Raw genomic sequence first — 22,717 nt, 5'->3', positions numbered from 1 at the left:
TTTTTTCATTTCAAATCGTTAAAAAACAAACTAAAAAACCAAACTCTTCGTTATTGCATCAATGAAGTATTTTTTCTACATATTTTTCTTATTCGTTTGCCAAATTTCCTTTGCCCAAATTGATACTTTAAAACAATACACTACCAAGTCATTTTCTTTAAAACAAAAGAAGATACAAGTGGATTCTACGAGTATTAATCCAGTGTATTTTGAAGTTTTAAACGAACAAGGAAAAAAAATAGATTCTTCTCTTTATCAAATTGATTTTAAGACAGCAACTTTAACATTTACAACAGACTCCATTCCGAAGGACATCAAAGTAGTTTATAAGGAATATCCTAGGTTTCTTACTAAAAAGTATGCAAAATTTGATAAAAAATACATTACAAATTCTAGTTTTCAAGAAACCCAGAGATATGTTTTAAAACCTAGAAAATTGAAAAATACCTTTCAACCTTTTGATGGTTTAAATACGAACGGAAGTATTTCTAGAGGAATTACGGTTGGAAATAATCAAGATGCGGTAGTAAATTCTAATTTAGATTTACAGATTTCTGGAAAATTATCCGATAAATTGACACTTCGAGCTTCCATTTCGGATAGTAACATTCCTTTGCAAGAAAATGGTTACACGCAACAGGTAAATGAATTTGATCGTGTTTTTATTGAGCTTTTTACGGATACTTGGAAAATCAAAGCAGGAGATGTGGATTTACAAAACAGAGAAAGTAAGTTTTTGAATTTCTCCAAAAGGGTTTCTGGAATTTCTGTAGATGGAATTATTAAAGGAGATCGAAGTGAAACGGATTTCTTGGCTTCTGGAGCTTTGGTAAAAGGACAGTTTTCTTCCTATAAATTTGATGGAATTGAAGGAAATCAAGGACCTTATAAATTAGCTGGAAATTTCAATGAAACGAATTTAATTATTGTTGCAGGAAGTGAAAAAATTTATGTGAATGGTCGTTTGCTAAAACGTGGAGAAAACAATGATTATGTAATCGATTACAACACGGCAGAACTAACTTTTACAGCAACTTTCCCAGTAACTTCTTCGATGCGAATTACCGCAGAATATCAATATTCTGACAGAAATTATACGCGTTTTGCTTCTTACAATAAAGTTGGACACAAAAGAAAAGACTTTTCGATTCAAACTTATTTTTATCATGAAGCAGATGCGAAAAATCAGCCTTTACAACAAAATTTAACTGACGAACAAAAAGAAATTTTAGCCAATGCAGGAAATAATACTTCTGAAGTTTTTGCACCTTCTGCGGTTCCTGAAGCATATTCTGAGAATAAAATTTTGTATAAAAAAGTACTGGTTGGTTCTGATGAGGTTTTCGAGTTTTCAGATAACCCTGATGATGAATTGTATCGTGTGACTTTTACTTTTATAGGAGAAAATCAAGGAAGTTATGAAATCGAATCTACTATAGGGATTGGAAAAATCTACGAATATGTTGGAGAAAATCAAGGAGATTATGCTCCTGTGGTTCGTTTGATTGCTCCAACGAAATTACAGATTTTTGGTGTACAAAGTTTTGTACAACCTACTGAAAAAACAGATATTCAGACGGAGCTTACTTTTAGTAATAATGATCAAAATTTATTTTCAGATTTGGATAAAAACCTAGATCGTGGTTATGCTGGAGATTTTAATGTGAAACAAAATATTTTTTCGAAAAAGTACAAATTGGATGTTGTAGGAAAATTTCAACATATTTCGGAGAATTTTAAAACTGTCGAACGTTTTCAAAGTGTAGAATTTAATAGAGATTGGAACATTCCAACGATTCAAGGAAAGCAGCAAATGGTCTCTGGAGTTTTAGATTTTTATAATGAAAAAAATAAATTTCAGTTCAAATCGGAGTTTTTAAATTTTGGTTCGGATTATAAAGGAAATAAACAATCTATTCTTGGAAAAATTGATGCTAATAGATGGAAATTGTTTTCAAACGGAAGTTATTTGACAACCGATAATTCTACTGTAGAAAGTACTTTTTTACGTTTTTATAGTAATTCTACTTATGATTTAAAAAATAAATGGATTGGTGCAAAGTTTAGCACAGAAAATAATGAAGAAACAGATAAAGAATCAAAGCTTTTAACGAATTTAAGTCAAAAATTTGTAGAATATGAAGCTTCTTTTGGTATTGGAGATTCTTTAAAAATTTTTGCAGAAATTGGGTATAGAAACCGAGTTACGGACAGTTTACACCAACATAAATTACAAAGAACTCAAAATGCAAATACGTATTTTTTAAAATCACAATTGGTAAATACAAATACGTCCAATTTGAAACTTTTTGCAAATTATCGAAAGGTACAAAATGAGTTTATCGAAAATGAACAATCTTTTAATTCTAGATTGAGTTATCGTCAAGTTTTTTGGAAACAATTAATTACGAGTAACACAGTTTATGAAACACTTTCAGGTACGTTGCCAGAGCAGGAATTTACTTATGTGGAAGTGGAACCAGGGCAAGGTTTTTATACTTGGATTGATTATAACGGAAATGGAATTAAAGAATTGAATGAGTTTGAAATTGCGCAATTTCCAGATCAGGCAACCTATCTGCGAGTGACGCTTCCTTCTTTACGATACACAAAAACAAATCAGGTAAAATTTAGCCAATCTCTTCAATTTAATTTCACACAATGGCGTCAAGAAAAAGGAATTAAAAAGTTTTTATCGCATTTTCATAACCAATCTTTTGTGTTGATTGATAATAAAAAAGAAAGAGAAGGCGAAGAGTTTCATTTTAATCCGTTTGCAATTGAAGAAGAAGATTTACTCGGTTTAAATTTCAGTTTCCGAAATAGTTTGTTTTTCCACAGAGGGCAAAGAAATTATTCGACTACTTATAATTTTATTAAATCTGAAAATAAAATTTTCCTTTCTATTGATGATGTACAAAGTACGATAACACAACATCAATTACAGTTTCAGCATGCATTGACGAAGTTTTGGGTTTTGGATATTCTTGGAACAATGTCAGAAAATGAAAACCATTCTAGAAATTTCTCAAATAGAGATTATTTAATCAAAACAGAAAATGTAAAACCAATGATTTCTTATGTTTTAAATAGAAATTCACATCTAGATTTTTCTTATGAATATCAAGACAAAAACAATCAAATTGGTGAAAAAGAAAAGCTTCAACAACAAAATTTAGGTTTTACTTTTGCTTTTTCTAAAGCTTCAAAATATGCTATTCAAGGAAATTTCAATTATATTCTGAATACTTATGACGGAAATATAAATACACCTGTTGCTTATCAAATTTTGGAAGGATTACAACCTGGAAAAAACTTTACTTGGGGAGCAATCATTCAGAAAAAACTGACAAGTTATTTAGATTTAAACATTAATTATTTAGGAAGAAAAAGTGAAGAAAATAAAGCAATTCATACTGGAACTGTACAGTTGAGAGCTAATTTTTAATCATAAAAAATAAACTATTATTACAATTTATTTTGTATTAAAATCTACAAGATATCAAGTTCCCCTTTTGAGAGGGGCTAGGGGTGTGTTTTAGATTAAACAAAATTTTCTCTTAAGATTTTAAACCAGGAAACTTTTAATAAAAAACAAAAAAAGCGAGGCTAAAAACCTCGCTTTTCAATTATAGGGATATATAGAATCAAACTAGTTTACAACTAATTTTGTACTAGTTCCTTTTTCGAACTTCACGATGTAAGTTCCTTTTGTTAATGATTTCGTATTGATTTTCGAAGCATTTTTCCCTTCTAAAACTTTTCTTCCTAAAGTATCAAACACTTCAAAAGAAGAAGGTTTACTTAAGAAAACAAAAGAATTATTGGAAGGATTTGGGTATAAAGTAATTGTTTCATTTTTTGAAAAATCTTCAATTCCAATAGTTGCATCTACATTTTCTAAAGAATAAACACTTACAGTAGCACTTACTTCGTTTGCTACTACGATTAATCCTTTTTCTAATCCATTATCATTAGGATCTACATAAATTAATCCTTCTGGTCCTAAATCATCATTTTCAACTTCATCAAAAGTTCTGTTGTTTACATAAGTTTCAAAAACTGGTGCAGTTGGGTTTGTAATATCAAAAACCATGATTCCTCCAACTCTTTCTAAACCTACAAAAGCATAGAATTTCTCATCAATTTCTTTCACGATTACTCCTTCTGGTTCAGGTCCTTTATCATCCGATCTGTTTTTGAATTTATCGTCACTATTTGTAGTGTTAAACATTTCTCCAAAAACTTCGTGCTCTTTGATGATTCTTTCCATCATGTCTGCACTATCATAAACTAATTCTCCAGTTTCAGCATTAAAAATTGAGAAAGAACGAGCTCCATAAGCATAAAGCTCATCATAATCTCCATCATTATCTGTATCTCCAAGAGAAGTTGTAATCTTTAATCTTCCTAAGTTTCTTTTTTCTTGGATAAAATCTGCATTTGGAAAAGCAGTTTCATCTAAATTTAAATCTTTTACTCTGTTTTCTTCACTATATCCATCATAATCTCTTCCATCTCCCTCGTTTGCAGTAACGATATATTTTACGCCGTCTTTCTCAAAGTTTGCAATTCCATCAGGCTGATACATACCTTTTACATTCCAAGTTGACATGAAGATAAAATCAATATCATTGGAAGCATCAAAAGCATTTTTTTCTAAAGAAAAATCTTTATATCCGAAAGACTTGATACTTGTGATTGTGTTTGAAGTTAAATCTACAGTAGCATATGCGTTATTTTCCTGTAAAACTACCCAAGCAGTAGAAGAATCTTCAGAAATAGTAATGTATTCTGGCTCTAAATCTTGTGAAACTGTAGCATTTAATCCAAAAATACGAACATCGTTTGCTTGTAAATCTTCTAATTGAGAATCGAAAGCATTAAAATCTAAAGTTGTAACATCAGAAGTTGTAATTTCTGCAATATTTTCTGGAAGTGTGATGATAGAAATACTTCCTTCAGGATCTACTGTATAATCATCATTTGGCTCTCCTTCGTTTGCAACAATGATAGAAGTTCCGTTTGGTGTGAAAGTCAACATATCTGGTAAAACTCCAACTTCAACATTAGCTAAAACTTCTCCATTTGTGTTTAAGAAAACAACTTTTCCATTTGAATAATCTTCACTTTTTACAGAAACAGCAACTAAATTTTCATAAACCGTAACACTTGTTACAGAAGCTCCAAATTCGTTAAGAGAAACTGTAGAATCATAAGTGATATTTGAAGGATCAGAGAAATCTAAAACTTGTAAAGTATTGTCTTCACTATTGGTAACAAATAATTTTTCAGTAACAGGATCGTGAGCCAAAATCTCCGCTCCACCTAGTTCTCCAAAGCTAGTTTGGAAAGTCATTCCTAAAGTATCAGGAGCATCTTCTTCGATGTGCATTTCGTCGTCAGAAACATAAATTGTAGTCATTGTTTCTTCTCCTAGTTCTACATTAGAAGTATTTTCTAATTGAAGCGCTACAAAATAATCTATATTTTTCTCTGTGTTTTGAGGAATTTCAATTGAAAATTCTTTTTCAGATTCTCCTTCTTCAAAAGTGATTGTTTGTGTTGTAAAAGCAAAAGCATCGTTATTTGATAAATATAGAGAAACATCTACTGTAGACTGTGCTGTAGTTGCTTCTTCTAATATTAATTTTACCACCACACTTGCATCTGCTTCTGAGATAGAAATTACAGTTTCTTCAAAAGAAACATTTGTAGAAATCACTTCGATATCTTCATTGTTTCTTGGAGTAAATTGATAGTTTCCGTTGTATTCAGCAGCAATTCCAATAACATTTACATCTAAACTTGGAATTACTTCTCCGATATAATCCATATCGTAGAAATCTGTTCTTAAAGTTGTCGTATTTGTTCCGTCTGTTACTGTATAATTTGTTCCATTTGTGTAAACTGCTGTACCGTCAGCATCTTCAAAATTGATTCCTTCAATTTTGATTAACTCCGACTCATAGTCATTTCCATTTGTAGTAAATTCTTCTACAGAAATTGTTTGAACTGTAATTTCGTTATCTGAAGAAACTAAAGTAATAGCATCATCATCAAAAGGAATTAATTTTAAAACACCATTTTCTTCAACCGTATATCCTTTGATGTTTGTAAAAATATCTCCAGTGTTAAATGTAGTTTCAATTGCATCCGAAGTATCTTTGATTAAGATTCCAGAAATAGTTCCTTCTGTATCTTGCACCCATTTTCTTCCTTGATATCCGTTTGTGTTTGAAACAACAACTTGACCAGTAATTTCATAATAAGTTCCAGCACCGTTTGCATCAAAATCAGCTCTTAATGCTGTTAAAGAAGCAACTTCTGTAACAGTATCAATTGAGAAACTAATAGTCATTTCCGTTCCGTCAATTGTTTCTCCTTCGTTGTTTACTAATTTTAAAGAATAAGTATAAGTTCCAGGAGTTAATTCTGTTAAAAGAATAGCATCTGTAGAGAAATGGTTAATATTATTTGAAAATCCATTTGAAGAATAAACTAAATATCCATCTCCGTCTTCTGTATTTTCATCTGTAGAAAAAGTAAAGTTTTCTGTGTTGAAAGAAATTTCAATAGATGAAGTAGAAGGATCAAAAACCTGATCTGCTGTTGGCGCAGAAACAGATAATGTTGCAGAAACAGGAGGCGTATAAGAATAAGTTGCTAATGAAAAAGTATTACTATAAGCTTCTCCACCATTACAAAGTCCAGTTCCTACTAACAATCCTAATTCTCCAAAAGTCCAGTTTGTAACATCAAAATTTCCATAGTTTGGAGCTACATTATTATTTCTTTTATAATAAGTATCCACATGCTCCCAAGCAGTCCCAGTTCCGTCAACACCATCTTCTCCGAATCTGTCAATTACAGTATCGTTATTATCTACAATCTGAAAAGCGTCATCTCCATTACTAGAAATGTTTCCGTTTTCAAGAACATTCGTAGAAATTCCAAATTCACTTGTAATAGTTGCAGCATCATTTGTGATGTATGCAAAAGCATCTGTAATTGTTCCTAAATTGGATAAATTAATATTTGAATTATATCCATCTCCGTTTGATTGACGTTGTAAATTCCATCCAGCGAAATCAACAGTTCCATTCACGTATATTTCAACAACTCTTCCATCTTGGCTAGGACAAGGAGAATCCATATAAGATGTAATTACAGCTGTTTGGGCTTGCGATATAAATGCTGTTAAAAAAATAGCAATTATTAATAGGTAATTTTTGTTCATAAATAAACTTTTAGAATTTTTTTATTCGTGAACAATATTACAGATGTATTGTAACTTTTTGAATTACAGAATGTTAACTAAATATTAAATCATCGTAAACTAAATGAAAATCAGGAGTTAAGAGTATTTTAATTAAAAGTTTTGAACGTAAAAAAACAGTAAACAAAGCTGCTTACTGTTTCTATTTAATGTATTTATTTTCAATTATTTCTTAAAGTTTTTCACTCCAGCGTCAATAGGAATGTCCAAAGTATTTACTGGAGGTACTACAGGACAAACATATTTGTCATTGTAAACACAGTATGGATTAAAAGCTTTATTAAAATCTATAATTAATGTTTTCTTATTTGGAACATCAACCTCCATATATCTTCCACCTTCATAAGTTTCTTTTCCATTTGTAGTATCATGAAAAGGAATGAATAATCGATCGTTAAACTCGCCCGTAAAATCCATTTTTTGATTTTGATATAGGTTCAAAGTATGTTTTTTTCCATCCAATTCAAAAGTTGCAGTTCCATAAACTTTATAAAGTACTTTGCTATTGGTATTCGTTTCCATTTCCATAAAAGGAGCATTCTTCACTCTTTTAAATTCCGCTTTTACTCGATAATTGGAGTCTATTGGAAAAAAATCTAAGGTTTTAAAATCTCTTAAATCTTCTGGTTTTAATGGAGAAGTAGTTTTATCCGAAAATGACACATTCATTCTATATCGATATTTTTTCATTTTTTTGAAATAAGAATCACCATGTGGTTCTTCTGTATTACAAGAAAAAAGAAATGATATTGCAATTAAACACATAATAAGCTTTCTCATATTTTCTGGATTTTGGTTTTTACTAAAATTACAAATTTATTTTTGACGTAACTTTTAAGTTTTTTATAAAAGATTCATCTTAGCGCTCTTCCTTTCCAAGAATATTTTTTTTGAAAAGAAAGAAAAGCAACATAAGTACAAAAAAACGGATAAATCAAGCTCATCCAAATGATATGCATCATGATTTTTTTTTGCTGGAAAAAAGAAGTTGTTTGCCAAAGAATTATAAAATCAAAAAGAAATTTAAAACCGAATATAATTGCTAGGTTTTCTAATGTAATAATGTTTAAAAAGCATAAAATTAAATCTAAAACCAATAAGAAATTTAAGCCAAAAACGATGATTCCAACAAATTTTCCAAAAGAATTAGAATAAGAACTTGTCTTTGATGCCCAGCGAATTCTTTGTTGTATTAAATCTGAAATTGTTTTTTGAGGAAATGTTTTTACAATTGCATCTTTAGTTTTTAAAAAATGTACTTTTTCTGGATATTTTTTTAAGAATTTTTCCATTAAAAAAACATCATCTCCACTTGCTAAATGCGAATTTCCTTCAAAACCATTTAGAGCTAAAAAACTCTTTTTTTCATAACAAAGATTTGCTCCATTGCACATAAAAGCTTTTCCGATTCCAAAACTTCCAATTGTACTTCCAATCAAACTCAAAAAATCTAATAATTGAAATTTTTGATGTAATGATTTACAATTTAAATAAGTAACGGGAGCAGCTATCATTTTTACTTTTTTTTCTAAAATAAAAGCATTAAAACTTTCCAGCCAATTTTTAGAAACGATACAATCTGCATCTGTAGTGACAATCCATTCGAAATTTGTTTTCTCCATAGCAGTCTGGATTGCATCTTTTTTGGGAGAATTTGTTTTTCGATTATTTTGAAGAAGAAAAAGATTTAATTCTGATTTTTTTTGAATAAAATCTTGAACTATTTTTTCAGAAGAATCTGATGATTCGTCATTGATCAAAAAGACTTCAAATTTTGAAAAATCATAATTTATTTTAGAAATACTTTTTAAAAGCTCAGGTAAATTTTCTGCTTCATTTCGAAAAGGAATAATAATCGAAAATCTAGTTTTTGGTTTTGCTTTTTCTTTAAAATTTTTCAAACGAAAAAAACCGAAAATAAATGAACCAATGATTCCTAGATATAAAATCAGAAAGAAAAAACTTAGATAAATCATGAATTTATTTTTGGTTTAAATTGAAATTTTGTCGGCATCGAAAACACAAAAATACAACCAATTAAAGTTGGAATGGCAAAATTTAAAAACCACATCATAAAAGAAACCGTGATGATTACTAGAGAATTCACTTCAAAAAGTGTAAAAATTAACACTGCAATAGAACCTTTTAAAGCCCAATCGAAAATTGCAATGGAAGGAATTACAGAAGAAATTAAATACATGGAAGAAATCGAAAGCATCGCATCGAAATAATTAATTTCTACTTGAAAAAATTGTAGAAAGAAATAAAATTGATGCGAAAAAAATAAATAACGAACGAATGCAAATCCGCAAGTTTGATAAAATTTCTTAGAATTTAAAAAAGCTGGAATCTTATCTTTTTTCCAAACTAAAACTCCAATAATTAAAATCAAAAAACAAAGTAGAATTCCAATTATTGTTGCATTAAAAATTTCAAAAAACTCTGGAAAATTTCTCCAAAGAAAAACTAAACCAAAAAAACCAAAAATGGAAGTAATGACCAATTGAGAAAAATTTCCTAAAAAATTTAAATACAAAATCTGTTTCTGATTTTCTTTCTCATAAAAAAGTGCTTTTGCTCCATATTCTCCAATTCTATTTGGTGTAATAATTGAAATTGTAAGTGAAGCCAAACTTTGTTTTATGCTTTCAAAAAAAGAAATTTCTCGAATGTTTTTCGTTAAGAATTTCCATTTTTTAAACTCAAAAAACCAGTTTCCACCTGACATTGTGATTTGGAGTAAGGAAAAAAATAAAAGAATAGAAATATCTGTTTTTTCAAAAATTCGTTCTAAAAAAGAAATTGAATTTTCATTTTCTCCTATTTTTCGAACAATAAAAAGAATCGCACCAAAAATAAACACTAACTTTAAAAGATTAGTGATAGTTTTGCGATATTTTCGGAGTGTATTCTTCATGTTTGCGCAAAGAAAAAATATTAGAATTAGATTAGCAAAAAATATTTTTCTTCTTGAAAAGGATGATGGATGTGTTTTTACACACCCCTAACCCCTCTCAAGAGGGGAATTTTTAAACATTCTGATTATTAATTAAGATGTAATATTTGAAAAAAATTAAATAAACATTGACAAAAGAAAGAATCATATTAGGAATTGACCCAGGAACAACGATTATGGGATTTGGATTGATAAAAGTTGTTGGTAAAAAAATGGAACTTTTACAATTAAACGAATTACTTTTGCAGAAATATACGGATCCTTATATCAAACTGAAATTGATTTTTGAAAGAACCATTCAGTTGATAGATACTTATAATCCAGATGAAATAGCGATTGAAGCACCATTTTTTGGAAAAAACGTACAATCGATGTTGAAGCTTGGAAGAGCGCAAGGAGTTGCGATGGCAGCTGGATTGTCGAGAGAAATTCCAATTACAGAATATCTTCCGAAGAAAATTAAAATGGCAGTAACAGGAAATGGTAATGCGAGTAAAGAGCAAGTAGCAAAAATGTTGCAAAGTATGCTGAAAATTAAAGAACTTCCAAAAAATCTGGATGCTACGGATGGTTTAGCAGCAGCAGTTTGTCATTATTATAATACAGGAAAAACCGTTACAGGAAAAAGCTATTCAGGTTGGGGAGCTTTTGTAAAGCAAAACGAAAAACGTGTAAAGAAATAAAACCACCCCCAACCCCTCCTTGAAAAGTAGGGGAGTATAAAATCAAAAAAACATTGGCAGGAATTTATATACATATCCCTTTTTGTAAGCAAGCTTGTTATTATTGCGATTTTCATTTTTCGACTTCTTTGAAATATAAGGAGCGAATGGTGAATGCAATTTGTGCAGAAATTGAGCTACGAAAAGAGACTTTAGAAAAGGAAACAATCGAAACCATTTATTTTGGTGGAGGAACGCCTTCTTTGCTTTCTATTGCAGAAATTAAACAGATTTTAAATACAATTTATACGAATTTTTCTGTAGTTGAAAATCCTGAAATTACTTTAGAAGCAAATCCAGATGATTTGTCTACAGAGAAATTAATGGATTTATCTAAAACTCCAATCAATCGATTGAGCATTGGAATTCAATCTTTTTTTGAGGAAGATTTACAATTTATGAATCGTGCGCATTCTGCTATAGAAGCTAGAAAATGTATTGAAGAAGCACAGAAAGTTGGTTTTGAAAATATCACGATTGATCTGATTTATGGAGTTCCGAATATGGAGGAAGCAAAATGGCGAAAGAATCTTGAAATTGCTTTTGATTTGAATATTCCACATATTTCTAGTTATGCTTTGACAGTTGAGGAAAAAACGGTATTGGATTCTTTTATCAAAAAAGGAAGAGTAAAACCTTTGGATGAAAATTTGGCTTTCAAACATTTTCAGATTTTGGTAAAAGAAACAAAGAAAAATGGTTTTGTACATTATGAGATTTCGAATTTTGGAAAACCAGATTTCTTTTCAAAACATAATACTTCTTATTGGCAAGGGAAAAAATATTTAGGAGTTGGGCCTTCAGCACATTCTTTTGATGGAAAAAATAGAGCTTGGAATCTTGCGAATAACATGCTTTATATGAAAGAAATTGAAGAAAAAAAGCTTCCATTAGAAATTGAAGAACTTTCGAAAATAGATTGTTATAATGAATATGTGATGACAGGATTGCGAACAATTTTTGGAGTTTCTTTGGAAAAAATTGAAAATGATTTTGGTTTAGAAATGCGAAAATTTTTAGAAAAAGAAATCAAACCATTTTTGAAACAAGGAACTTTAGAATTGAAAGATAATTTTCTATTCATCACGGAAAAAGGAAAATTTCTAGCAGACGGAATTGCTAGTGATCTTTTTTATGTTTAAACAAAACCAAAATGACATTAAAATCTAAACATACAAAACATAAATACGAAGTAGGAACTGACGAAGCAGGAAGAGGATGTTTGTCTGGACCTGTGGTTGCTGCAGCAGTAATTTTACCAGATGATTTTTCACATGAATTATTAAATGATTCAAAGAAATTAACGGAAAAACAAAGACAAAAACTTCGTCCGATTATTGAGAAAGAAGCTTTGGCTTATGGAGTTTCTTTTATTTACCCAAAAGAAATTGACGAAATCAATATTTTACAAGCTTCGATTACAGGAATGCATCGTGCAATAGAAAAAATGGAGATGGAGCCAGATTTTATTATCGTAGATGGAAATAAGTTTAGAGATTATAAAGAAATTCCACACGAAACGATTGTAAAAGGAGATGCGAAATATAAAAGTATTGCAGCGGCTTCGGTTTTGGCAAAAACCTATCGTGATGAATATATGGAGAAAATCCATGAGGAATTTCCTGCTTATAATTGGAAAAAAAACAAAGGATATCCTACGAAAGAACACCGTCAAGCAATTCAAGAAAATGGTTCTTGTAAATACCACAGAAAATCTTTCAAGCTTTTACCAGAGCAGTTGAAATTAGAATTATAAAATAGATAGAATTCCCTCATGAGAGGGAATTTTTATTTTAAAGTCCAATCAATAAAATCATTAATAACTTCTTTCATATGCTGTTCTGGCTCTTTTGGATTCTCAAATTTCATGAAACTATGATCTAATTCTAAATGCCTTTTTAGGGTTAAATTTTCTTTTCCTTTTTGATAGAAGAAAAGCGGAACAATATCACATAAATCAGAGGTTATATCATTTGTTCCATAAGCAATATAAATTGGGATATTTAATTCTAACCAATCATTCAGATAATTTTGAGTGAAAGAAAGTCGATTTTTTAATTCAGGATTTTGACTTATTTCGTAAATCTTCTTGATTTCTTCATCCGCTTTTTTCCAAGATATTTCTCCATTTTCAGCTTGTTTTCTATATTCTCGAATAAATTGATCTTCTCTTCCAAAAGGATTTGGAGAAAGCAAACCAAGATGTGTGATTTTATTATTTTTTAAAGCCAATTTAGTTCCAACTTTTGTTCCTTGCGAATGCCCGACAACTACAAGTTTAGAAGAATCTACCCAATCTTGTTTTTCTAAAAACTTCAAGACTGAATTTGCTCTATTTACATAATTTTCTAGATAATCATTTTTTAAATAAGCTTCAGAAAGTTTATTTTTATTTTCGGGATTTGGAACATAAGAATATTGGTTATTCAGATTTTCTTCTTCAACAAGAACAGGAGTTTTTGGCATAGAAATAATCACTAAGTGATATTCTTTTTGAATTTTTTCTAAATCAAAATTTGAAATTCCTCCACCAAAAAACCAATTACCATAATCTTTAAAATTAATAAATAAAGGTCTTGGTAAACTACCTTGAAGGTAAAGTAAAACAGGTTTCTTTTTTGTCAATATGCTATCTACAACAATAAAATCAATAGTATCTTTTTGTTTTTCTAAGCTAAAATGTTGTACAGAAGAGTTGTCTAAATTTTTATATTTAATTTCTTTTTGGCTGAAATTTGTTTTTTCTTGGCAAGATATAATGAAGATTAAAATTCCCAATAAAATTATAGACTTAAGATACTTTTTCATTTTTTTGAGTAAAAATAATGTTTTAATTAATACCAGCCATTTTTATAAAAAATATATATAAATCATAGAATGTTTTTTGAAAATCAGATACTTTAATGATATTGTTATTTATCTGATATTCTTTATTTTAAAATCAGATTTAATTGAAAGATATTTAAATTAATTAACAAAAAAACGTATAAAATGTAAAAACTATTAGGATTTTAAGATAAAATATTTACATTTGCCAAAAAAATAGCCATAGTTTTATGTATCCGGAGCATAGGTCTGACAGTTGTTTTTTTTGAAAAAGACAATTTAATTAAAACTAAAAAATTTAAAAATGAAAAAAATTACTAAACTTTTATTTTTATTAATGTTTATCGCATTTTCTACATCAAAAATGCATTCTCAAGTTAGTCTTGGAGGTCAAGTTTCTTATCTAAATGTTTTAGGAGATGTAAAAACATCAAATATTGGTATTGGTATTAAAGGAGAATACGCAAAATCAGAAAAAATGGCATTTACGGGAGGAGTAAGTTATTTCTTACCTAGTGAATTAGAAAATAAAGACAAAGTTTCTTATTTAAATTTGTTTTTAGAAGCAAAATACTATGTTGTTGGAGATTATGAAGCTGATTTTGGTTTATATCCAATTATTGGAGCAGGAATCATAGTTGGTAATATTGAAGCTTCAGAAGATGCTGTTGGATATGAAGTAGAAGAAGATAGTACTAGTGGAATTACAATAAACTTAGGAATTGGAGCAGAAAAGAATATCGGTTTTGGATATGTTTTCTTAGATGCAAAAGGACTTATCCCTGCTAAAACTTATAATAGTAGAGAAGAATCAGAAGTTACTTTCCCATTTTCTTTCTCAGTTAATGCTGGATTAAGAATTCCATTAGATCTATAATTTAGAAAAGAATTATAAAAAATATAGAGGGAGGCAATTTAATTGTTTCCCTTTTTTTATTTCAAAAACAACCATCATAAACTTCTTTCAATCTCTGAAACTCCAAAATAGGATCTTCACTTTCCCAAATAGCACCCAAAACTGCAATTCCTTGAAAACCTAATTCTTTCGTTTTTGCAATATTTTCTTGCTTAATCCCGCCAAGAGCAAGTGTTTTTTGTTTCAAGTGATTTACATCAAAACCTTTTCCAGCATAATTTTCTTTAGAAATAGAATGAAAAACAGGACTCAGAAAAACATAATCAAATTCGATATTATTATTTTCAATAGCTTCTAAAGAATGAAAAGAAGAACTCAACGTTTGTTGCTTATCAAAGAGTTTTTTTCGAATATTTTTCAAGTCATTTCCAAGCTTTAATCTGTTTGATTCTTTAAGATGAAAACCTTTAAGATGAAAATCTTCAAGAAGTTCTATATGTGAGTCGATTACAATGTGTTTATGATATTTTTCAGGAACTTTATTTAGATAAGAAATCAGCATTTCTTTAGTGAAATTAGGCTTTCGTAGATGGAAAGTTTCCAAGCCCAATTCAAAAAGCTGTATAATAATATCAATTTCTTTTGCGTTATTTTTTTCAGTAGCTATTACGACAAACATAATTTTTAAAATTAAAAAAAGGAATTAGTAGATATCTAATTCCTTTTATTTTTAATATTCTTTATCTAAAATTATAATTTCTCAGAACCATTTCCTACAAAATCATGAATGTATTGTTCTTTTTCACAAAAGGCAGCCAATTCATTCTGAATAAAAGCTTGTACAGAAGCTTCTTCAGATTTCGGATATAAAACATGCACATTTGCTCCAGCATCCAAAGTAAAACAAATAGACGAATCCGTTTCATTTCTATAATTCCAAATTCTATTGATAATTTCTAGCGTATTTGGCTTCATCAAAATAAAAGTAGGTGTACTTGTAAGCATCATAGCATGTAGTGCCAAAGCCTCTTCTTCTACCAATTTAATAAAAGATTTTAAATCTCCATTTTGAAGAATTTCAGAGATTTTTGCCAAGTTTTCGTTCGCTTGCTGAAATCTTCTTTCCGCATACGGATGATCAATCATTAAATTATGTCCAACCGTGCTACTCACTTGCTTTTGCCCTTTATCCACCAAAAGAATCGTATCACAATATTCTTTAAAATTATCATGAACCTCAAATGGGAAAGGAATTCCGTATAAATTCGAACTTTCAGGAATAGCATCACTTTCTCCCCAAACAACCAATTTTCCTTTGATACTTCTAGAAGCACTTCCAGAACCTAACCTTGCCAAGAAAGAAGCTTTTTTATAAAAATAATCCTCCGAAATTTCAGGATAAATCTCTTTTTCCAAATGCATCACACACATTGCCAAAGCTCCCATTCCACTTGCAGAAGAAGCAATTCCGCTACTATGTGGGAAAGTATTTTCGCTTTTAATCACAAATTTGTATGCTTTCAAATATGGACAAAACTCTTCGATTCTCTTAAAAAAACTTTCGATTTTTGGTTTAAAACTATCTTTGATTTTTCCTTCAAAATAAAATTCAAACTCAAAAGCATCAGAAGCAGTCTCTTTTTTCTGATATTCCAAAGTAGTAATCGTAGCACAATTATGAAGCGTAAAACTAATCGAAGGATTTTTCGGAATCTGCACTCCTTCTTTTCCCCAATATTTCACCAAAGCAATATTACTTGGCGTTCTCCACGTTACATTTCCTTCGTTTATTTCTACTTTATCAATAGCGTTTGGTATAAATTCCGTCATATCTTAAGTTTTGTACAAATATATTAAAGATAAACTTCACTACCTTTGTAAAGAATTTTAAAAGTTTGAAAAATGTCGATCAAAAATTTAATTCAAAAACAAAAAGAAGCAAACATACCAAAGAAAAAACGTGTGAACATCGAAGCAAAAGTAAATGCAAACAGAGTAGGGAAGAAGGAAGAAAAGAAAGAGGAAGAAAAATAGTTTTATTATTTTTAGGGCGAAACCATTTTTCTTCGTTTCCAAAAAACGCAGAAAAAGGTCGGGCTTTTCGTTCCTAGTTTTCTTTTTCCAAAAAAGTTTTTCTAAGAAATACGTGGGCTTCTAAGGTCGCCTCCGTTTTCAAAGAAAAAACTAATTTTTGCAAAAAAGAAAAGCTATCCACTACAATCCCTTTCGCAAAAGACAAAAATCCAAAAGTCCTGAAAGGACGACATATATTAAGGAAGGGTGAAGTCCTTCTATTCTCATACAGAAATCGATTGCTGGCGCGAGTTTGTAACTCGTGTCCACAGAAATATTAAAAATAATGGACACACTTTACAAAAGTGCGCTAGGTTTTCAAATAAAAATTAAAAGTCCTGAAAGGACGACATATATCAAGGAAGGATGAAGTTCTTCACTTCACACACATTAATCCTCCAAAACAGTTAATCTCGCCAAATAATCATAATGCTCACCTTCTTCAATCAATTCACAAAGAAAACCGTTGTAGTTCGCACAATTCTGAAAAGTATTAAAGTCTACATATAACCAATTAAATTCATCTGATTTTTGATCTTTATATTCCATAGAAAAAACAACTTCACCATAATAACCTTGTGAAGCATCAATCCAATATTCGCCATTTTCATCTTCAAACATGTAGATAATATCCGAAGAATCAATCAGAATTTGTCCATTAGGTTTCAGAAGCGATTTTAAATGTTTCAGAAAAGCATCCAATTTATTTAGTTTTCCACAAATTCCGGTTCCATTCATTAAAATCAGAATTGTATCAAATTTTTCACCAGAATAATCCCAAATATTTTCAACAGAAGCATTTTCGATACCACGAAGTTTACAAACTTCTACAGCACCTTCCGAAATATCGATTGCCGTTACATTTTTCCCTTTATTCTGAAGGTAAAGCGCATGACTTCCAGCTCCACAACCAACATCTAAGATTTTTCCTTTAGACAAATCCAAAGCTTTTTGCTCTATAGAAGGCATTTCCTTGTAATTTCTAAAAAGATAATCAACAGGAATTTCATCTTCGCCAGCAAGTGAAGAATGCGTAATGATGTTTTTTGGTTCGTTATTGCTCTGAAAATCTAAAACAGCTTTTCCAAATGGATCTTTTGACATAAAAATTGGATTAAAAATGCGAATTTACGAAATACTAATAGCAATAAAAACACTAATATTGCAAAGTCTTTTATAACATATATTTAATATCAATAAAATAGTAAAAAGACTAATTTAACTGGAACAAAATGTTGCTCTTGGAGTGATATAAAATTAAGACCGATGAACGAAATTTATATAGAATACGATTTTAAAGTAAACCCGATAATTCCTGGAAATGAAATTTTGATTGCTGAACTTGGAATGGTAGGTTTTGAGAGTTTTGTAGAAAACGAAGAAGGATTCAAAGCTTATATTCAAAAGAGAGAGTGGAATGAAAATATTTTAGAAGAAATCTCGATTTTAAATTCTGAAATGTTTACAATTTCATATGAAGTAAAAGAAATTGAGCAAGTAAACTGGAATGAAGAATGGGAGAAAAATTTCGAGCCAATTCAGGTTGCAGATTTAGTAAGTATTCGTGCGCCATTTCATGAAAATCCAAATTTGAAATACGATATTGTTATTGAACCAAAAATGAGTTTTGGAACAGGACATCACCAAACAACAAATTTGATGATTCAGCAATTAATCGATTTAGATTTAGAAAACAAAAAAGTTTTGGATATGGGATGTGGAACAGGAATTTTAGCAATTTTTGCCGAAATGAAAGGAGCACAACCAATTGATGCGATTGATATTGATAATTGGTGTTTTGTAAATTCAGTTGAAAATGTAGACAGAAATAATTGTAAGCATATTTCTGTTTACGAAGGAGAAGCTTCGCTTTTAGATGGGAAATCATATGATTTGATTATTGCGAACATTAACAGAAATATTCTTTTAAACGATATCGAAACTTATAATAATTGTTTAAACGAAGGAGGAGTTTTACTATTGAGCGGATTCTATACAGAAGATATTCCAATTATGGATGAAAAAGCTTCAAGTTTAGGACTGAAATTAGACAAGACTTTAGAGTTAAATAATTGGGTTTCTTTAAAGTATACAAAATAATTTCGTAAATTTGCAGCGTCAAAAAGAAAAAAGAATGAGTACAATAGAAAAAACACAAGAGGACGTATCTGTTTTAGAACAAGTTGTAAAAGATCATGAGATTGTATTATTTAACGATGATGTCAATACATTTGATCATGTAATAGAATCTCTTGTAAGTGTTTGTGATCATACTTGGGAACAAGCAGAACAATGTGCTATGTTAGTACATTATAAAGGAAAATGTACTGTGAAAACAGGAGAATATAAAGACTTAGAGCCTCGTTGTTCTATGTTGTTAACTCTTGGATTATCAGCAGAAATAGTTTAAACAAAAACTTTTCGAAAATATAAATGAAAACCTTTGTGAACTTATCGCAAAGGTTTTTTTAATTTTGCCAAAATTTAGACCATGGAAACACTATTATTATACTACGGATTTAGCGATTTTATGAAAGATGCCTCGAATACTTTTGAAGGAGAAATTTCTTATGTAAGAATTGGAGGAAATCATTTTTTAATTTTCGAAAGAGTAGAGGAAAACTACAAACTATTTTATGCAAGCTATCCAAAATCTAACGTAATAGGGAAAAAAGCACCAGAGGAAACAAAACTTTTAGTTTCACCATTTCTTAAAGGAGAAAAAGAACACAGAGAATATTTACAAAATATTTTAGATGTAGATTAAACTCAAAGCAATTGTTGTTAATAAAAAATTAAATTTTAACACATAAAATCTTGATTTTTAACAAATTATTCGATACAGTAAGTTGAAGTAATCAATTATATATAATATCTTTATGATATGATTGTTATTAGTTAAATATTAAAAAGTCTGTGATTATGAAAAGAATGATGATGTTATTAGTTGGCTTTTGTTTTCTATTTGTGTCTTGTGATGATAAGAAAAATGTCTTTAGACCACACGATTTTGTTGGGAAACCAACCGGAAATGAAACTTTAAGATTGCAAAATAGCTCTTTGCCAACTTATCCTACAAATTTAGAATTTGAATTGTATGATTATACCATAAATAATCAAACAAAAGATACCTTGATAGCTACTTATAAAGTCAAAGGACTTTTGGCACAAACGCTGGATGCTTGGGGAGAAAATATGGAAAATGGAGGAGAAATTCTGATTACTCTTGATAATACAGATTTCATTACTCCAAAAGTTTTGATTGGAAATGCTTTGAAATATCCATATGATGATAATCCATTGCCAGATTATGTTTATTATGGAGAAACTTCTAATTCATCAGGTAAAAATGTTTTCGATTTTTATAAATCAAATGAAGGAGCAGAGAATAGATTTTCTATAAAAGACAAAACAATTGTGATGCATTTAGATCACATCGATTGGATTCGTGAAACAGATTATTTCGGAGACAAAGGAGTTTTATATGTAAATCTAAAATTTGAATAATTAGATTCGTGTACTAGAATTTTTCAGCATAATCACTTTCTTTTTTCGCCATTCTTTACTGGTTAATTTTTGAATTAGTTTTGCTCTTAGCTTCGGACAAGTAAGGTGTAAAACAGAATTATGAATAATCTTAAAGAATATTTCTAAATTATTTTTTACTAAAGTCAGTTTTCGATTTTTAAAGAACAATAAGCATCTTGAAACATAAAATCTTGATGCTATATTTTTTTTATAACGAATTATAGAAATATCATAGAAAATATTTTTAGTCAAAGCTAAATAACAATTCAAATACTTAAATAATTTCGGATGTTTTTCTATAGTTTCTAATGAATTTACTTTTTCTGAAAGAAGTAAAGCATCATATAAATTTCTGAGAATAATCCTTCCAGAAGAATAACCAGAATCGTTTAATTGTAAAGAGCATCCATTTAAAATTAATTGATTTTCTGTAGAAAGAACAAAAAGTTTATTTCCTCTAAAGTTTATTTCTTTTAGCGAATCTTTTATAGTTTCATAATTAAAATTCTTCGCATGATTTTCTACCAACATTTCTCGATGAATTTCTATTGCTGCAATCTCATCATTATGAATCAATCTAGGCAAATGACGATGATCTTCAGGATGAAAGCTTAAATCCGTTTTTTCATCATAAAGTTCTTTATAGCCAAAATCAGATAAAAGTTTAGCAGCTTTCTCAATATCTTTTTCAGGTAATAAAAAATCGATGTCTCCAATAATTCTTTCGCCTAAATCTTCATATAAATTATCTACTAAATAAGAAGTTCCTTTGGTGAAAATCGGAATAATATTTTCTTGGTTTAAAGTTTTCGTGATTCGTTCAATTTGAGCTAAAATAGTCTGATTTCTTTCTCTGTTTTTTTCGGTCAAAAACTCCATATATGCAACCAAATCATCAGGAACAAGATCTAATAAATTCGTATTTTTAAGTTGAATATATAAATTCGGAAAAACATAATGAGCGTCACTAATACAAATAATCTTTTCCCATTCAAGAGATTGTAATTTCTCTTTAACTCTTGAAATATTTTTCTTTTCAAATTTTAAACTTAAACAAAGACTGATAAATTTTAAAGCTTCGTAATTACGCATTTTGAAACAAATTTTTTACGATAGAAATCATTTTAGAATTATCCGAATATACTAAATTATAACAAGGTGTGTTTTTAAAAAAATCTAGAAATACTTCAGCATTTTCTTCAGAATCATACAACCAAGATTCTGGAACTATTTTTTGAAAAGCTTCAATTTTAGACATTTCTTCCAAAGTATTCTCTTCGATATTAGCATCATATTTTACAAAAACAAAAGCTTTGCAAGGATAATTTTTTGAAGTTAAAATAGAAGGCTCTTGATAACGAACCGTTTTTTTAGAATTGATATAAAATGCTTTTTTAGTAGCTAATTTTGGAAAGAAGTTTTCTAAAACAGGAATGCTTTTTTCTTTGATAGAAATTCCTACAGGAAAATTATAAACGTGAAGATTTTCTCTAAGAATTGGAACAAAATCATCTGCAAACGAATAAAGTTTTTCTGTCATTAGAAGTGCAGAAAGTGTACTTTTTCCATTTCCTGAATCTCCCATGAATAGCATAGAATTTTCACCATCAGAAATTGCAGAAGCATGAAAAATACCTAACCAATCAGATTCTTTTTTATGATGAATTTGATTGATAATTAGCATCGAGAGTTTCCCGTGAAAATAATGATAATCGCCATTTTTCCATGAGTCAATTAAATGTTTGTTTTCAAATAAATAAACTCGATTCTGGTGTTGAATGATTTGAAAATGATGGTAATCGATTTTCTTATTTTTTTCAGTATTTAAATGTTCTAATTTTGAGTGAATCAGATTTTCAGATTTTTCTGAATCATATTGAATTTTAAAGAAATTATCATTGATCTTATACTGTTTTTCACTGTAGAATGTTTGACTTTCTAAAGAAGGAATTATTTCTTTTTTTTCAATATCAGAAGCTTCTTTCCTTTCAATCTCTTGAAGTAAATCAGTACAATGTTTTAATATTTCTTTAGCATCCAATTTTTCAACAGTAAAAGTCTCAGAAATCCATAAAATAATAGCTTCTTTTGAAATTTGCTTTTTAATTTTATGAATTACTTTAAAAACATTTTTTTCTAAAATGACATAACGATTCGAGTTTTGAAACCAAACTAAAATTTGATTATCAATTTCTGTGAAGATTAATTCTGTATTCTTTGGAGTAGTTTTCATTGAGGGCAAAATAGTAAAAATCCTCTAAAAATTAATTTAGAGGATTTTTTCAAATTAAAAATTTATTTTAAAAATCTTCACCAGCTCCACCTGGGTCACTAGTTGCTTGTGCTTTTTTAGGATTTAATAAGATTGCTCCACCAATAGCAGTAAGAGCTGCAAATTTTCCAAAATTTCCAATTTTCTTTAAAGCCTCTTTTCTTGAGATTTCGTTTTCTGTTGATTTTATATTCTTTTTTGACAT

The 22,717-nt window shown here is 29.3% G+C and carries 21 protein-coding genes; 10 read left to right on the top strand and 11 right to left on the bottom strand.

From position 1 onward, the window contains the following. The first annotated feature begins 178 nt into the window (after positions 1-178). Complete coding sequence (locus I0K12_RS03525) at positions 179-3,448, top strand: hypothetical protein (protein WP_196885505.1); 3,270 nt, start codon at positions 179-181, stop codon at positions 3,446-3,448. Between the two features lie 204 nt (positions 3,449-3,652). On the opposite strand, the gene I0K12_RS03520 is transcribed toward I0K12_RS03525, so the two are convergent. The 4 genes from I0K12_RS03520 to I0K12_RS03505 all read right to left on the bottom strand — a co-directional run bounded on the left by I0K12_RS03520 (position 3,653) and on the right by I0K12_RS03505 (position 10,196). After that, a complete protein-coding gene (locus I0K12_RS03520; protein ID WP_196885504.1) occupies positions 3,653-7,240 on the bottom strand; it encodes a choice-of-anchor I family protein in 3,588 nt (1,195 codons plus the stop codon). A gap of 204 nt (positions 7,241-7,444) precedes the next feature. Further along, positions 7,445-8,059: a DUF1684 domain-containing protein gene (locus tag I0K12_RS03515; RefSeq protein ID WP_196885503.1), complete on the bottom strand. Its 615-nt coding sequence runs from the start codon at positions 8,057-8,059 to the stop codon at positions 7,445-7,447. A gap of 74 nt (positions 8,060-8,133) precedes the next feature. Then, positions 8,134-9,255, bottom strand: coding sequence for a glycosyltransferase family 2 protein (locus tag I0K12_RS03510; RefSeq protein WP_196885502.1), 1,122 nt, complete (start codon positions 9,253-9,255; stop codon positions 8,134-8,136). Then, on the bottom strand, positions 9,252-10,196 hold the full coding sequence (locus I0K12_RS03505) for a lysylphosphatidylglycerol synthase domain-containing protein (protein ID WP_196885501.1): 945 nt from the start codon (positions 10,194-10,196) through the stop codon (positions 9,252-9,254). Before I0K12_RS03505 ends, I0K12_RS03510 begins: the two co-directional genes overlap by 4 nt. Before the next feature lie 167 nt (positions 10,197-10,363). Here I0K12_RS03505 and ruvC point away from each other — a divergent pair, with 167 nt between their 5' ends. The 3 genes from ruvC to I0K12_RS03490 are packed head-to-tail and all read left to right on the top strand — an operon-like array spanning position 10,364 to position 12,713. Further along, on the top strand, positions 10,364-10,918 hold the full coding sequence (gene ruvC, locus I0K12_RS03500) for a crossover junction endodeoxyribonuclease RuvC (protein WP_196885500.1): 555 nt from the start codon (positions 10,364-10,366) through the stop codon (positions 10,916-10,918). 53 nt (positions 10,919-10,971) lie between these two features. Then, on the top strand, positions 10,972-12,099 hold the full coding sequence (gene hemW / locus I0K12_RS03495) for a radical SAM family heme chaperone HemW (protein ID WP_196885499.1): 1,128 nt from the start codon (positions 10,972-10,974) through the stop codon (positions 12,097-12,099). Positions 12,100-12,110: 11 nt separating this feature from the next. Next, positions 12,111-12,713 (top strand): ribonuclease HII, encoded by a 603-nt coding sequence (locus I0K12_RS03490; RefSeq protein WP_196885498.1) that lies wholly within the window; start codon positions 12,111-12,113, stop codon positions 12,711-12,713. 32 nt (positions 12,714-12,745) lie between these two features. Here the strand turns inward: I0K12_RS03490 and I0K12_RS03485 are convergent, their stop codons facing one another. Then, positions 12,746-13,765 (bottom strand): hypothetical protein, encoded by a 1,020-nt coding sequence (locus tag I0K12_RS03485; protein WP_196885497.1) that lies wholly within the window; start codon positions 13,763-13,765, stop codon positions 12,746-12,748. 322 nt (positions 13,766-14,087) lie between these two features. Here I0K12_RS03485 and I0K12_RS03480 point away from each other — a divergent pair, with 322 nt between their 5' ends. After that, complete coding sequence (locus tag I0K12_RS03480) at positions 14,088-14,660, top strand: outer membrane beta-barrel protein (protein ID WP_196885496.1); 573 nt, start codon at positions 14,088-14,090, stop codon at positions 14,658-14,660. Positions 14,661-14,721: 61 nt separating this feature from the next. Here I0K12_RS03480 and I0K12_RS03475 read toward each other — a convergent pair whose 3' ends face one another. Both I0K12_RS03475 and I0K12_RS03470 read right to left on the bottom strand, forming a co-directional pair. After that, positions 14,722-15,318 (bottom strand): thiamine phosphate synthase, encoded by a 597-nt coding sequence (locus I0K12_RS03475; RefSeq protein ID WP_196885495.1) that lies wholly within the window; start codon positions 15,316-15,318, stop codon positions 14,722-14,724. A gap of 71 nt (positions 15,319-15,389) precedes the next feature. Further along, on the bottom strand, positions 15,390-16,469 hold the full coding sequence (locus I0K12_RS03470) for a diphosphomevalonate/mevalonate 3,5-bisphosphate decarboxylase family protein (protein WP_196885494.1): 1,080 nt from the start codon (positions 16,467-16,469) through the stop codon (positions 15,390-15,392). Positions 16,470-16,541: 72 nt separating this feature from the next. Here I0K12_RS03470 and I0K12_RS22085 point away from each other — a divergent pair, with 72 nt between their 5' ends. Beyond that, a complete protein-coding gene (locus I0K12_RS22085) occupies positions 16,542-16,673 on the top strand; it encodes a hypothetical protein (protein ID WP_255552855.1) in 132 nt (43 codons plus the stop codon). 429 nt (positions 16,674-17,102) lie between these two features. Here the strand turns inward: I0K12_RS22085 and I0K12_RS03465 are convergent, their stop codons facing one another. Beyond that, positions 17,103-17,816, bottom strand: coding sequence for a class I SAM-dependent methyltransferase (locus tag I0K12_RS03465; RefSeq protein ID WP_196885493.1), 714 nt, complete (start codon positions 17,814-17,816; stop codon positions 17,103-17,105). 162 nt (positions 17,817-17,978) lie between these two features. Here I0K12_RS03465 and prmA point away from each other — a divergent pair, with 162 nt between their 5' ends. From prmA to I0K12_RS03445, 4 genes are all read left to right on the top strand, one after another. After that, positions 17,979-18,812 (top strand): 50S ribosomal protein L11 methyltransferase, encoded by an 834-nt coding sequence (gene prmA / locus I0K12_RS03460; RefSeq protein ID WP_196885492.1) that lies wholly within the window; start codon positions 17,979-17,981, stop codon positions 18,810-18,812. 34 nt (positions 18,813-18,846) lie between these two features. Beyond that, entirely contained in the window at positions 18,847-19,122 is a 276-nt protein-coding gene (locus I0K12_RS03455) for an ATP-dependent Clp protease adaptor ClpS (protein ID WP_196885491.1), read from the top strand. Between the two features lie 81 nt (positions 19,123-19,203). Next, entirely contained in the window at positions 19,204-19,479 is a 276-nt protein-coding gene (locus I0K12_RS03450; RefSeq protein WP_196885490.1) for a hypothetical protein, read from the top strand. Positions 19,480-19,634: 155 nt separating this feature from the next. After that, positions 19,635-20,219: a hypothetical protein gene (locus I0K12_RS03445; RefSeq protein WP_196885489.1), complete on the top strand. Its 585-nt coding sequence runs from the start codon at positions 19,635-19,637 to the stop codon at positions 20,217-20,219. Here I0K12_RS03445 and I0K12_RS03440 read toward each other — a convergent pair whose 3' ends face one another. The 3 genes from I0K12_RS03440 to I0K12_RS03430 form a co-directional block, all read right to left on the bottom strand. Then, positions 20,220-21,332: a nucleotidyltransferase family protein gene (locus I0K12_RS03440; RefSeq protein WP_196885488.1), complete on the bottom strand. Its 1,113-nt coding sequence runs from the start codon at positions 21,330-21,332 to the stop codon at positions 20,220-20,222. It abuts the gene before it with no gap. Continuing rightward, positions 21,325-22,473 carry a hypothetical protein gene (locus tag I0K12_RS03435; RefSeq protein WP_196885487.1) on the bottom strand — a complete coding sequence of 383 codons (1,149 nt, stop codon included), beginning with the start codon at positions 22,471-22,473 and terminating at the stop codon, positions 21,325-21,327. The genes I0K12_RS03440 and I0K12_RS03435 overlap by 8 nt, the downstream gene beginning before the upstream one ends. A gap of 67 nt (positions 22,474-22,540) precedes the next feature. Beyond that, a complete protein-coding gene (locus tag I0K12_RS03430; RefSeq protein WP_196885486.1) occupies positions 22,541-22,717 on the bottom strand; it encodes a hypothetical protein in 177 nt (58 codons plus the stop codon).

It is taken from the genome of Aureivirga sp. CE67, assembly GCF_015767245.1.
GTDB lineage: Bacteria > Bacteroidota > Bacteroidia > Flavobacteriales > Flavobacteriaceae > Aureivirga.
The sequence above is the reverse complement of the archived record's forward strand: the minus strand, read 5'-3'. Positions and strand labels throughout refer to the sequence as shown.